11 protein-coding genes are annotated in these 13066 nt (G+C 77.7%); 2 read left to right on the top strand and 9 right to left on the bottom strand.

The window, feature by feature from the left end; translation table 11 throughout:
- Window position 1: 1 nt before the first annotated feature.
- The 4 genes from C8D89_RS19595 to C8D89_RS19580 form a co-directional block, all read right to left on the bottom strand.
- Complete coding sequence (locus C8D89_RS19595) at window positions 2-1411, bottom strand: serine/threonine-protein kinase (protein WP_116709801.1); 1410 nt, start codon at window positions 1409-1411, stop codon at window positions 2-4.
- A 239-nt stretch (window positions 1412-1650) separates the two neighbouring features.
- A complete protein-coding gene (locus C8D89_RS19590; RefSeq protein ID WP_116709800.1) occupies window positions 1651-4131 on the bottom strand; it encodes a HelD family protein in 2481 nt (826 codons plus the stop codon).
- Window positions 4132-4196: 65 nt separating this feature from the next.
- Window positions 4197-5255 (bottom strand): MBL fold metallo-hydrolase, encoded by a 1059-nt coding sequence (locus tag C8D89_RS19585; RefSeq protein ID WP_116709799.1) that lies wholly within the window; start codon window positions 5253-5255, stop codon window positions 4197-4199.
- On the bottom strand, window positions 5252-6001 hold the full coding sequence (locus C8D89_RS19580) for a pyridoxamine 5'-phosphate oxidase family protein (protein WP_116709798.1): 750 nt from the start codon (window positions 5999-6001) through the stop codon (window positions 5252-5254). Before C8D89_RS19580 ends, C8D89_RS19585 begins: the two co-directional genes overlap by 4 nt.
- A 631-nt stretch (window positions 6002-6632) precedes the next feature.
- Here C8D89_RS19580 and C8D89_RS19575 point away from each other — a divergent pair.
- Window positions 6633-7349: a hypothetical protein gene (locus C8D89_RS19575; protein ID WP_116709797.1), complete on the top strand. Its 717-nt coding sequence runs from the start codon at window positions 6633-6635 to the stop codon at window positions 7347-7349.
- A gap of 79 nt (window positions 7350-7428) precedes the next feature.
- Here C8D89_RS19575 and mihF read toward each other — a convergent pair whose 3' ends face one another.
- The 5 genes from mihF to C8D89_RS19550 form a co-directional block, all read right to left on the bottom strand.
- On the bottom strand, window positions 7429-7740 hold the full coding sequence (gene mihF / locus C8D89_RS19570; protein ID WP_116709796.1) for an integration host factor, actinobacterial type: 312 nt from the start codon (window positions 7738-7740) through the stop codon (window positions 7429-7431).
- A 333-nt stretch (window positions 7741-8073) separates the two neighbouring features.
- Complete coding sequence (locus C8D89_RS19565) at window positions 8074-8697, bottom strand: class I SAM-dependent methyltransferase (RefSeq protein WP_116709795.1); 624 nt, start codon at window positions 8695-8697, stop codon at window positions 8074-8076.
- Entirely contained in the window at window positions 8687-9655 is a 969-nt protein-coding gene (locus C8D89_RS19560) for a lysophospholipid acyltransferase family protein (protein ID WP_133251977.1), read from the bottom strand. The genes C8D89_RS19565 and C8D89_RS19560 overlap by 11 nt, the downstream gene beginning before the upstream one ends.
- Window positions 9652-10572, bottom strand: coding sequence for a GNAT family N-acetyltransferase (locus C8D89_RS19555; RefSeq protein ID WP_116709793.1), 921 nt, complete (start codon window positions 10570-10572; stop codon window positions 9652-9654). The genes C8D89_RS19560 and C8D89_RS19555 overlap by 4 nt, the downstream gene beginning before the upstream one ends.
- A 73-nt stretch (window positions 10573-10645) precedes the next feature.
- On the bottom strand, window positions 10646-11794 hold the full coding sequence (locus tag C8D89_RS19550) for a glycosyltransferase family 4 protein (protein WP_116709792.1): 1149 nt from the start codon (window positions 11792-11794) through the stop codon (window positions 10646-10648).
- 349 nt (window positions 11795-12143) lie between these two features.
- Between C8D89_RS19550 and C8D89_RS29400 the strand changes: the two genes are divergently transcribed.
- Complete coding sequence (locus C8D89_RS29400) at window positions 12144-12995, top strand: SAM-dependent methyltransferase (protein ID WP_165825810.1); 852 nt, start codon at window positions 12144-12146, stop codon at window positions 12993-12995.
- Window positions 12996-13066 lie beyond the last annotated feature (71 nt).

The raw sequence follows: 13066 nt of genomic DNA, 5'->3' as shown, positions 1-13066 counted from the left end.
CTCACGGCCGGGCCGTCGCCGTCGTCGAGGTGACCGTCGGGTCCCGGGACTCCTCCACCGTGGACGGCGGGACAACGACCGATGGGCGGGTCGTCGTGGTGGTCGTCGTCGTGGTGGTCGTCGTCGTGGTGGTCGTGCGGCGCTCGGTGGTGCTGCGCCGGGTGCGCGGCACCGTCGCGACCTCGGTCTCGTCCTCGCTGGTCGTGGTGACCTGGGGCGGGAGCGGCAGCGGCGGCGGGGGCGGGGCGAGGGTGGCCGACGGCGGAGGCGGTAGCGGCTGGTCCTGCGAGAGCAGCCCGTACGCGACCGCCGACCCGGCGACGAGCAGCGCCGCCACGACGACCGCGGCGGCCGCGACGAGGCGGCGACGGCGTGCCGCCGGGCGGGCCCTGACCGAGGCGCCGGTGGGTTCGAGCTCGGGGGCGCGGGCCTCGGCGGCGGGCCCGACTGCCACCGGACCGGACCCGGCGATGACACCGGTCGGCGCGCTCATGAGCACCGGCGACAGGATCGTCTCGGCCTCCATGCCGACCTCGCGGGAGACACCCCGCAGGGACGCCACGACCTCCTCGGCGGTGGGCCGGTCGACGGCCTCGTCGGCGGTCATCGCGGTGAGCAGGGCCTCGAGGCCGGGCGGGAGACCCGGGGGCACCACGGGGCGGCGGTGCAGCCGGGCGACCGCGGCCTCCAGCGCGTTGCCGGGGTACTCGCGGCGCCCGGTGAGGCACTCGATGAGCACGAGGCCGAGGGCGTAGATGTCGACGGCACCGTCGATGGGTTCGCCGCGGACCTGCTCCGGGCTCAGGTAGGACGCGGTGCCGATCACCATGCCGGCGGCCGTCACCGGCGCCGCGTCGTGGACCGCCGCGATCCCGAAGTCCGACAGGTGGGCGCGGCCCTCCGCGTCGAGCAGGACGTTGCCGGGCTTGACGTCGCGGTGCACGACGCCGCGGCGGTGCACGTAGGCCAGCGCGTCGGCCAGCGCGGCACCGAGGGCGACGACGTCGACGACGGGCAGCGGGCCCACGCGCACCCGCTGGGCCAGCGTGTCGCCCTCGATGAGCTGCATGACGAAGTAGGCGCGCCCGTCCTCGTCGCCGACGTCGTAGACCGTGACCAGCCCGGGGTGCGACAGCCCGGCGAGCGTGAGCACCTCGCGGCGGTGGCGGGCCTCCTGGCCCTCCTCGATGTCACCGATCTTCTCCGCCGGGTCGGCGGGATCGGCGGGACCGGACGGGGAGGCGCCGTCCGGGACCGCCGACCCGGCGGCGTTGAACATCTTGATGGCCACGTCGCGGCCGAGCAGCTCGTCCCGGGCCCGGAACACGTCCGCGGCGCCGCCGCGACCGATGAGGTCGCCGAGGGTGTAGCGACCCCCGACCATCGCCGGCGGGCCGGTGTCCGTGCTCACTGCCGGCCCTCCTCCCGGTGCGCGGCTGTCGGGCCCCGATCATCCCGTACGACGGGGTCCCTCGTCTGCGTGACGTCCCGGGCGGCGCGTCGCCCGAACGGCGGGTCGCCCCGCACGGGCTCGCGGTCGCGGACGACGTCACGGGCCACCGACCGCGCCCGGCCTACCCCGTGGTTCGGCCCCGGCGGCACCGGCGTTACCCGATCGAGGGACGGACCACCCCGATCGGGCCAGGCGGGTCAGTCCAGGCGGCGCAGGACCGGCGGGAGATCGCCCGGGTGGACCACGACCAGCGACCGGGTGGCGCGGGTCAGCGCGACGTAGAGGTCGTTGAGGCCCCGGGGCGATGCATCGACCACACCCGCCGGGTCGACGAGCACGACGGCGTCGAACTCCAGGCCCTTGGCCTCGCCCACCTCGCAGACCACCACGGCGGACTCGAGGTCGACCGCCGGGTCGGCGTCGGTCACCTGACCGGCGGCCACGCCCAGCGCCGCGGCGAGCGCGGGCACCCGCTCCCCGGGGGCGAGCACCGCGACCCGGCCGGCGCCCTCGGCGTCGAGGACGGCGTCGCGGGCCTCGCGGGCACACGACGCCGCGGCGTCGACGAGCGAGTCCTCGTCGGCGGCGACCGCGCGGGGCTCGATCCCGGACTCGCGCACCGACGTCGGGGTCGCCGCGGTGGGGTCGATCGCCGCGAGGACGTCAGCGGCCACCGCCATGATCTCGGCGGGCGTGCGGTAGTTGACCGTGAGTACCTCGCGGCGCCAGCGCGCGGCCACGTAGGGCGAGAGCACCTCGCTCCACGACGACGCGCCGGCCCGGGCGCCGGTCTGGGCGACGTCGCCGACCAGCGTCATCGAGCGGCTGGGGCACCGGCGCATGAGCACCCGCCACGCCATCGGCGAGAGCTCCTGGGCCTCGTCGACGATGACGTGGCCGAAGGTCCACGTGCGGTCGTCGGCGGCGCGCTCGGCCGCGGAGGCGTAGGTGGCCTCCCGTGTGCGGTCGGCCAGCACGCTGGCGTCGACGACGTCGGTGGGGCGCAGCAGCTCGGGGTCCCAGTCCTCCTCCATCGCGAGGATCTCCAGGACGCCCGCGGCGTAGGCCTCGTCGGCCTCACGCTTGCGCTCCTCGGCCTCGCGGGCGGCGGTGTCGTCCTCGCCGAGCAGCTCGGCGACCTCGTCGAGCAGCACCGCGTCGGCCGGGCTCCACCAGCCGCCGTCGAGGAGGTCGGCCGGGAGCGCCTCGCGCCCGAGCAGCGCGCGGTCGGCGTCGGACCAGCCGCGCGTGGCGGCCCGAAGGCGCTGCGGGGTGGTCCACAGGTCGGCGAGGAGCTGCGGGGGCGTCAGCGTCGGCCACAGCTCGTCGAGGACGGCGCGCAGGTCGGGGTCGGCACGCAGCCCGGCACGGACGTCGGCGAGGTCGCCGCGGTCGAGCAGGTTGGACCGTCCGTCGAGATCGCGGCCCACCCGCTCGACCTCGCGGCGGGCGAGCTGGTCGACCACCTCGCGCACGAACGTCCGCTTGGCGTCGTTGTGGGGTCGCCGCGTGCGCCGTGCGCGGGTACGGGCGTGGGCCACCACGTCGCGGTCGACGACCACCTTCTCCCCGTCGACGACGAGCTCGATCGGGCGGCGCGGCAGCTCCTGGCGGTCGCGCACGGCCGTGGAGAGCACGCGGGTCATCTCGGGGTGGCCCTTGAGCGCGGCGGCTTCGGCGGGCTCGGCGCGGCGGGCGGCGAGACCCGGGTAGAGCTCGCCGACGGTGGAGAGCAGCACGCTCGTCTCGCCGAGCGAGGGCAGGACCTGCTCGATGTAGCGCAGGAACGTCGGGTTGGGGCCGACGACGAGCACGCCGCGGCGGGCGAGCTGGCGGCGGTGGGTGTAGAGCAGGTAGGCCGCGCGGTGCAGCGCGACGGCGGTCTTGCCGGTGCCGGGACCGCCCTCGACGACCACGACGCCGTTGGCGCCGGAGCGGATGACCCGGTCCTGCTCGCCCTGGATCGTGGCGACGATGTCGCCCATCCGCCCGGTGCGCCCGGCCGACAGGGCTGCGAGCAGCACCGCCTCGCCGGTCAGGCCCGTGCGCTGGGTGGCCGCGCCGAGGCGGGCGGCCTCGGCGAGGTCGAGCACCTCGTCGTCGACCGCGGTGACCCGGCGGCTGCGGGAGCGGATGTGCCGGCGACGGCGCACGCCGTCGGGCGAGGCCGCGGTGGCCGTGTAGTACGGCCGGGCGGCCGGGGCACGCCAGTCGACCAGCAGGGGCTCGTAGTCGTGCTCGGCGTCGAGCAGCCCCAGGCGCCCCACGTAGAGGACGTCCTGGTCGAGGCCCTCGATCTGCTCTCCCGACCCGTCGGCGGGCGGGGGCGGCGGCCGGTCCGGGTCGAGATCCAGGCGGCCGAAGCACAGGCCCTGCTCGACCGCCGAGAGGGTGGCGAGCTGCTCGGAGTACATCTGCGCGGCCGCGTCGCGCTCGGACACGGCCTGCGGTGTGCCCGTGGTCTCGTCGCGCAGCACCCGGGCGAGCAGCGCGGCGGTCTCGGCCCGGCGCTCGTCGAGCTTGCCGTAGAGCATCGTGACGTAGGGCTGTTCGACGGCCACCGGATCGGTGCCGTCGGGGGGTTCACCGCGGGCGGTGTCGGCGGCGGACGTGGACGAGGCGGTCACGCAGGCCTTCTCCAGCGGGACGGGCCGGCGCGGGTGCGCCGGGACGACCATCCACGGTAGCTCCGCCCGGCGACACCGCGCCGCCGCACCGGAGGAGATCTGGCCGACGGCGCCGGTCAGGCCGCGGCGTGCCGCACGACGTCGACGCCCTCGCCGTCGGGCTCGGCGGCGCGCTGCACGCGGCCCTGCGCCGCGAGCACCTCGAGGTGGGCGTCGGTCTCGAGCACCGCGAGCATGCGGTTGAACGTCTCGAGCTCGTCGAGCCGGAAGCCGCGTCGGGTCCAGCGCAGCGCGCCGGCGACCTCGGCGGCGGTCGGGAGACCGGCGGCCACGGCGGCGGCGACCTCGTCGAGGCGCTGGTCGTGGTGGGCCACCAGCTCGTCGACGCGGGCGTGGACGCTCTCGGCGACCGGGCCGTGGGCGGGCAGCAGCCGCCGGTCCGGCTCCGCGCGCAGCGCCGCGAGCGAGGACAGGAAGCGCGTCAGCGCGCCGGGCCGGGCGGCGGGCTCGAAGCCGATCGACGGCGTGATGTGGGGCAGGACGTGGTCGCCGGCGAAGAGCATCGTGGCGTCGGCCGTGGTCTCGTCGACGAAGACGAGGTGCCCGCGGGTGTGTCCGGGGGTCTCCCGGACCACGAGCGAACGTCCACCGGCGGAGAGCTGCTGGCCGTCGACGAGCCACTCGTCGGGGTCGGCGAAGCCCTCCGCCGGCGGCGCCTCCGCCCGGGCCAGCCACGACCGCACCTCGGCGGCCAGCGTCGTGGCCCCCGCGCGGTCGAGCAGGTCGACCTGGGCCGCCATCCCGCGCTCGGGGCCCTGGATCCGCGCCAGGGACTCGCGCTCCCCGGCCCCCAGGGCCACGCGGGCGCCGTGCTCGCGGCGCAGCGCGACGGCCTGGCTGTAGTGGTCGCGGTGGACGTGGGTCACGAGGAAGCGCCGCACGTCGCCGACACCGAGGCCGAGCTCGCCGAGCAGCCGGGCCAGCACCTCGCGCGACGCGTCGATGGCCCAGCCGCCGTCGACGAGGGTCAGCTCGCCGTCGGCCCCCTCGGGGGCGAGCAGGTACACGTTGACCGCGCGCAGGGCGTCGCTCGGCAGCGGGAGCGGCAGGCGGTGGACGCCGGGGGCGACCGTCTCGAGCTCGGGCCTGCTCCACGCGTGCCGATCGGGGATCACTCCCCGGAGGATGCCCCTGCCGCCGCCCGCTCCGCCGCCCGGGGGTCCCCGGCGTGGGCCGTCTCACCCTGCTCGGCGGCCGGGACGGCGCTCTCGGCCGCCGCGCGACGGACCGCGGCGACGCCGAAGTGGTCGCCGCCCTTGCGGCGGGCGTCGTCGGTGCCCCACGCCCGCCGGCGGCCCATCGGGACCATCCGCGGGATGTGCTTGCGGCAGTGGATGTAGGCCTCCTCCACGGTGACCTCCACCCAGACGTCCGCGCGACGCCCCGGCGCGGTCTCCCGCGGCAGGTCCGGGTGCTCGCTGCGCAGCTGCGCGTCGTCCACGATGCGCGCGGCGCCGTTGACGTGCAGGCCGATGAGGTCGTCGGTGAAGTCGACCATCAGCAGCCCGACGTGCGGGTTCTCGGTGATGTTGCCCAGGCTCGCCATGACGCCGTTGCCGCGGTACTCCGGCCAGGCCACGTGGCGGTCGTCGAGGACACGCAGGAACCCGGGCGGGCCGGCGCGCAGCGTCGAGTCGCACTCGCCGTGCGCGTCGGCGGTGGCGACGAACGCCATCGTCATCCGGCCGACGAACTCCTGCATCGACGGCACCAGCCGGTCACAGACCTGGTCGTCGTAGAAGCGCTCCGCCCGGGACGTGGTGCCCAGCGCGTCCTGCAGGACGTGCTCGCCGGCGGATCCCGGTCGCTCGGGGTGGGGGTCGGTGTGGTGATCGGGGTGGGGGGGAACCCGGTCGCTCATCGACGCCTCTCCGCGACCCGGGGGTGCCGGGACGCCGTGCTGGCCGTGGTCGGGGTGTCCGGGACGGGCCCGGACCCGAGCCGCGTCGGTCGGGGGACGACCCGATGCAACCCGGTCGTCCGAACTCTGTCGACCCGCCACCGTACGTGACCCCCACGCGGCGCAACGGAACGCGCGTCGTGTGCGGAGCGCGACGACGTCTCGTCCTCCGAACAGCGGCACTTGGTTGTGACTCCGATCACATCGTGACCTGGTCGAGACCTCTGCGACGCCGGCTCGTCACCATCCGCTGACCGCCTGAGCTGCTCCGACGACGATCGGCCGCCGCGCGCGGCCCGCACGACGCGGGCACCCCGAGGTCTTCCCCCGGCCCCTAGTCTCGTCCCCGTCCGGACACCCGTACAGCCGGTGCCGGACCCGCGCTCGTCCGCCCCGGGCCTGTCCGGCGGGCGCGGCCCCCGAGCCCCGCGCGGACAGGCCACGAACGCCGTCGGCGCCGGACTCCCCACCGGCCGCGCGGCACCTGGTTCGCTCCCCCTCGGCCAGGTCGGTACGACGGGCGGCGCAACGGAGACGACGCATGGCCCGACACCGTGCGGACGGCGCCCGGACGGCGCCCGCCCCACCCCCCGTGACCCCTGCCCCCGCGACCCGGCGCGACCTCGGCGACCTCCTGCCGCAGCAGGGCCGTGGCGAGGCGCACCCCTCGGGGCCGCTCCCCCGGGTCGGTCGCGCCCCACGCGCCGCCGCCCCGGCCCCGGGCCCCGCGGCGGGCGCTCCCGGCGGGCACGCCCCCGAGACCTCGCCGCTGGACCTGGCCGCGATCGCCCTGGCCGCCGCCCGCGACCGGCGCGCCGGCCTCCCCCCGACCGGCTCGTCGCCCACCGGCCGGTCGGCCTCGGCACCCGTCGCCCGCACGGTCGCCGACGACCCCACCACCGGCGGCACGCCCCGGCCCGCCTACCCGGCGGCCGTGCCCAGCGCGCTGGCACCGCCGACGCCCTCGCACGCGGTGCCGGCCGTCGGTCGCGGCCGTCCCGGCCGTCGCGTGCCCCTGCCCACCCGTACGGCGGGAGCCCTGGCCCTCGTCGGCGCGCTCGCCGGCGGCGGGGTCGCGGTGATCGGCGGCGGCTCGATGCTCGCCGCCGACCCGACGCCGGAGACGGGCGAGCTGCGCGTCGCCGAGGCCGGCGCCGCGGCGGCGACCGTGGCCCCGGCCTCCCGCGAGACGTCGACGGGGTCGGGCGACCGCGACGACAACCGGGCCGGCAGCCGGGCCGACCAGGGGTCCGGTGACCGCGAGGGCGGCCGGCACCGGGCCGACCGGTCCTCCGACGGCGACTCCTGACCTCCACACACGACGGGGCGGTCGGTGATCCGGGTTCCCGGACCACCGACCGCCCCGTCCGTCGTGGCGGTGGGCGCCGTCAGCTCAGCGCGCTGACCAGCGCCTCGCGCTGACGCGACCCGAGGCCCGCCACGCGCCGGTCCTCGGGGATGCCGGCCTGCTCGAGCACGGCCGCGGCCTTGGCCGGCCCGTAGCCGGGCAGCGCCCGCACGAGCTGGGACACCTTGGTCTTGCCGGCGATCGGGTCACTCTTGCCGCGGTCGAGGACAGCGGGGATGGACTCGTCGCCGCTCTTGATGCCGGCCAGCAGGGCCGAGCGGGCCTGGCGGGCCTCGCGGGACTTGGCCTGGGCGGCCTCGCGCTGCTCGGGGGTCAACGTCGGGAGGGCCATCGCGGTGTCTCCCCTCTCTGTGGTGCGGGGTCGTCGCGGGGGACCGCGACGTCGGTCGGACCGGTCACACGGACGGTCACACGGACGGTCGGTCGGCCGGTGACGCCACGCCGCGACGGGTGCCGCGGCCCGGACGGCCGGGCCGATGGTTGCGGGACCGTACACCAGCCCGGAGACCACCCTGCCCCTGACCTGGGCGGATCACCGCGCGTCGGCCCTCGCGGACACCCGGGCGACGACCGGGTGGCCCCGCGTGTCACCCACGGGCGCCGCCGGTGAGCCGCCGGTGCACGCCCGCGCGGCCGTCCGGTGCGGCGGCCCCTGCGGCGGGTGTCAGCGCCGCGGGTGTGCCGCCCGGTGGACGACGGCGGGGGGCAGGTTGCGCCAGACGACCGGCGACGTGTCGACCTCGGCGAAGCACGCGCCGAGCTCCGCGCGCAGCGCCCGCGCCGGGGTCGCCCAGGAGGTCGCGCAGTAGGCGAACTGCACGAGGACACCGTCGTCGGCCAGGGCGCGGGCCACGACCGGCACCAGCGAGTCCTCGCGTCCCGGCCGGGTCGCCGACCAGCCCAGGCCGCTGACCACCGCGTCGGCGCCCTGCAGGCCGCGCAGGGCCAGCAGTGCGGCCAGCTCGGCGACGTCGGCCGGCACCACCTCGACGCGGGGGAAGCGGTCGGCGAGGCGGTGCGCGAGCACGGGGTTGATCTCGACCGCCAGCTGCCGCCCCCGCCCGCCGAGTCGGTCGGCGAGCAGGCCGGTGAACGCCCCGCTGCCCGCGCCGAGCTCGACGACGACCGGGTCGGCGGGCGCGGTACGCAGCGCGGCGCCGGCCACGGCGCGGGCCAGCGCGGAGCTGCTCGGCCACACCGACGCCGTGGCCAGCGGGGCGCGCACGAACTGGGCGGCGAAGACCGCACGGTCGGCGAGCGAGGGGTCGCGGCGCGGCTCAGGCGACATGCTCGAGGTCCGGGGTGGTGGGCAGCGCGCTGACGGGGTGCGGCGGGGCGGCGGCCGGGTGCCCGCCGCGCCCGGGGGGCAGGGCCGCGGCGACGGCCGCGGCGGACGTGCGCGCGAGTGCCCGGCGGGCGTCGGCCCGGGCGGGCCCGGCGGGCACGGTGCGCGGGTCGACGACAGGGCAGGCCACGACGTGCACCACCAGCCCGCGCACGGCCAGCACCCGGCGCAGGGAGTCGGCGAGGGTGTCGTCGCCGATGAACGCGGCGGTGGTGTCGGGGGTGGTGTCGGGGGTGGTGCCGGCGGTGGTGCCGGCGGTGGTGTGGGTGACGCCGTGGGGGCCCCACCGCCCGTAGCGCATCGCCACGGGCAGCACCGGCGCGCCGGCGTCGTGGGCGGCCTGGAAGGCGGCGGGCCGGAACGGACCGAGCTCGCGCCCGCAGCGGGTGGTGCCCTCGGCGAACACCCCCACCGGAGTGCCCGCGCGCAGGGCGTCGGCGAGCCCGCCGACGGCGTCGGGCAGGGCGCGCAGCCGGTCGCGGTCGAGGAACACCGTGCCCGCGCACGCGGCCATCACCCCGAGCACGGGCCACTGCCGGACCTCGTGCTTGGCGAGCATCCGCACGGGCGCGACGGCGTTGAGCGCGAGCACGTCGAGCCAGGAGACGTGGTTGGCGACGACGAGGGCCCCGGGCGGGGCGGGGGGACCGCTGCGGCGCACGCGTACCCCGCAGGCGCCCAGGACGGCGGCCGCCCACACCTGCTGGGCCCGGCCGACGGCCGCGGGCCGCAGCAGCGGGACGACCAACGCCAGCGCGAGGCCGGCCACGAGCACCGCCGCGAGGGCGGTGCCCCGCACGCCCACCCGCGCGACGCGCATGGCCCGTGCCCGGCCGTGGACCGGCTCGGGCGCGGGCAGGCAGCCGGGATCGCAGGGCGAGGTGGGCGACCAGGGATTCACCCGGCCTCCCCGAACAGGTAGCGCCGCCAGCGCGGGTCGATGGCGGTCTGGTCGAGCAGGACGAACAGGTCGGCGACGCCGAAGTCCGGGTCCAGCGCGGGCGGGCCGCCGATCTCGGCGCCGAGGCGCAGGTAGCCGCGCAGCAGCGGGGGCAGGGCCGCCCGCGCCGCGCGGCCGGCGCCCGGTGCGTGCGGGTCGTGCTCGCCGATCGGGGCCTCGCGCCAGGGGCGTACGCGGCGGGCGGCCGGGGCGAGGTGGCGCGACGCGACGAGGTCCCAGACCCCGCCGGGCAGGGCGCCGGCGACGGTCAGCGGGACGCTCGCGCAGCCGACGACCCAGCGGTGCCCGGTCAGCACCATGTAGCGCCCGATCCCGGCCCACACGAGCGAGAGCACCACGCCGTGCCGGTGCGCGGGGTGCACGCAGGAGCGCCCGACCTCGACGATCTCGTCGCGCAGCGGGTCGATCGGCGTCAGATCGAACTCGGTGTCGGAGTAGAGGCGTCCGGCCGCCCGCGCCCCGGCGGGGGTGAGCATCCGGTAGGTGCCGACGATCTCGCCGGACGCGTCCTCGCGCACCACGAGGTGGTCGCAGTGCTCGTCGAAGGCGTCGGCGTCGCGCCCCTGCGCCGCGGCCGCGACGGCCACCGCGTCCCCGGCCGCGGGGCGGGCGCCCTGCTCGCCGGCGAACACCGCGTGGCGCAGCCGCTGCGCCGCGGCGACGTCGTCGGGCTCGCGGGTGAGCAGCAGGCTGTAGGGCCCCGACGGTGACACCACCGCGGCGGTGTCGCGGTCGGGCACCGCCGGCGCGGGCCCGGTGGGGGGCACGGTAGGGGGCACGGTGGGGGACGGGAGGCGCTCGTCCTGGCTGTCGGGGGCGGGTCCGGTGGACCGCGCCAGCACCTGGGATGTGGCCATGGGCCGGTGTCTACGGGCCGAGATCGCCCGGCGACCCACCCCGGCGTGACCGTCGAGTGTGGTCCCGGTGAACTCAGGCCGCGCGGGCGGCGGCGGCGCCCCCGGTGCCCCCGCCGAGCACGGCGGCGTAGTGCCCGAGCAGCTCCTCGCACACCGAGGGCCAGGTCCGGCCGAGCACGGCGCGACGGCCCGCGGCGCCCATCGCGCGGCGGGCGCGGGGGTCGTCGCGCCAGGCGGCGACGCGCCCGGCGATCTCGGCGCCCGCCGTCGGGGACGACGGGTCGTAGCGCCAGCCGGTGCGGCCGGGGACCACGAGGTCGGCGACGCCGCCCGCGTCCGGGGCGAGCACCGGCAGCCCCGAGGCCTGGGCCTCCTGCACCGCCTGGCAGAACGTCTCGTGCGGGCCGGTGTGGACGAAGACGTCGAACGAGGCGTACGCGCGGGCGAGCTCGGTGCCACCGCGGAAGCCCAGGAAGTGCGCCGACGGCAGCATCGCGCCCAGACGAGCCCGCGCCGGGCCGTCGCCGACGACGACCACCCGCACCCCCGGCAGCCCCTCGAGCGCGGCGAGCCGCTCGACCTGCTTCTCCGGCGCCAGGCGCCCCACGTAGCCCACGAGCAGCTCACCGTCGGGCGCGAGCTCGGCGCGCAGGTGCTCGTCGCGGCGCGCCGGGTCGAACCGCGCCGTGTCGACGCCCCGGCCCCAGCGGTGGACGCGGGGCACGCCGTGCGCACGCAGTGCGTCCACCGCCCAGCGCGACGGGGCGAGCGTGCGGGTGGCCCCGCTGTGCAGGCGCCGGATCCAGCGCCAGGCCGCCCGCGCCGTCAGGCCGACCCCGTACGACGAGGCGAAGCCCGCGACGTCGGTCTGGTACACGGCCACCGACGGCACGTGCAGGCGCCGCGCGACGGTCAGCGCGCGGGCGCCGAGCACGAACGGCGACGCCAGGTGCACCACGTCGGGGCGGAACTCCTCGAGCGCGGCGCGCACCGCCGGCGTCGGCACCCCGACCGGCAGGGAGTCCACCACCGGCAGGTCGACCGCCGGGACGCGCACGACGGGGACACGCGGCGCCCCCGGCACCACGTCCGGCCCCGCTCCGGGCGCGATGACCATCGCGTCGTGCCCGCGACGCTGCAGGTGGGCGACGACCTGGAGCACGGAGTTGGTCACGCCGTTGACGGCGGGGAGGAAGGACTCGGTGACGACCGCGACGCGCACGTCGGCACCGTGGCGGGCCCGGGACCCCGCCGGCCGACGACGACGTGTCGCCCGCCCCAACACCTCCCCAACACTGTTCCTGCGGCGTCGTGTGGCGCATCCGATGACGTCACCGACCGTGGCTGCGGGACGTCGCCGGTCGAGCCCGACCTGCGTGTCGCCCGGGACCCCGTCGGCGTGTCGACCACGGTCGGTCGACCACGGCCCCGGCGCTGGGATGGTCGGGCGAACCGGCCGTGTTGACAGACGCCGCGAACTGTCGGCTACTGGACACACCGCTGGACAGCGACGGCGGTCCGGAGCCCGCGACGATCGGGCGCCCGGCTGCCGGGACGCCGGGAGGAGGACCGTGGTCGACGACCCGCGCACTCCCCCGACCGGCCTCCCGGTGCGGGTCGGCGGCGCCGTCGGCGACGACCTCGAGCGGCCCAGCTCCGCACGCGTCTACGACTTCCTGCTCGGCGGGACCTCGCACGGCGAGGTCGACCGGGGCCTCGGCCGGGACCTCATCGACGCCGAGCCCCTCGTCGTCCCGATCGTCCGCGAGAACCGCTCGTTCCTGCGGCGGGCGGTCACGCTCCTCGCGCGCGAGGGCATCGACCAGTTCCTCGACCTGGGCTCCGGTATCCCGACGATGGGCAACACCCACGAGGTGGCGCGCCGGGTGCGGCCCGACGCGCGGGTCGCCTACGTCGACGTCGATCCCGTGGCCGTGGCGCACGGCGAGCTCCTGCTCGGCCACACCGACGGCGTCTCCGTGTCCCAGGCCGACCTGCGCCGGCCCGCCGAGATCCTCGACGCGCCCGCCGTGACCGCGGTGCTCGACCTCGCCCGGCCGGTCGGCCTCCTCCTGTTCTCGGTGCTCCAGCACGTTCCCGACACCGACGAGGCGCACACGGTGGTCGACGAGTACCTGTCGCGCCTCGTTCCCGGCAGCGCCCTGGCCGTCTCGCACCTCTCCGCGGACGACCCGCGGGTCGACGCCGCCGCGCTGCGCCGGGTCAGCCACGCCTACCCGCGCGGGCCCGTCACGCCCCGCTCCGCCGCCGAGCTCGCGCGGATCGTCGCCGGGGTCGAGCTGGTGGACCCCGGACTCGTGTTCGCCGCCCAGTGGCGCCCCGAGCCCCCGCGTCCCGGCAGCCCGAACGGGGAGCCCTGCTGCGGACACCGTGCGGCCGTGGGGTTCGTGCGAGCCCGGTAGGCCCCGCCCACCTCGGCCGCCGGCCGTCCCGTCGCACCGTTCGGAGCAACGCCACGGGCACATGGTTGCTC

It is taken from the genome of Actinomycetospora cinnamomea (assembly GCF_003096675.1).
Classification (GTDB): Bacteria; Actinomycetota; Actinomycetes; order Mycobacteriales; family Pseudonocardiaceae; genus Actinomycetospora; species Actinomycetospora cinnamomea.
This window is presented reverse-complemented; position numbering and strand designations above follow the sequence as displayed.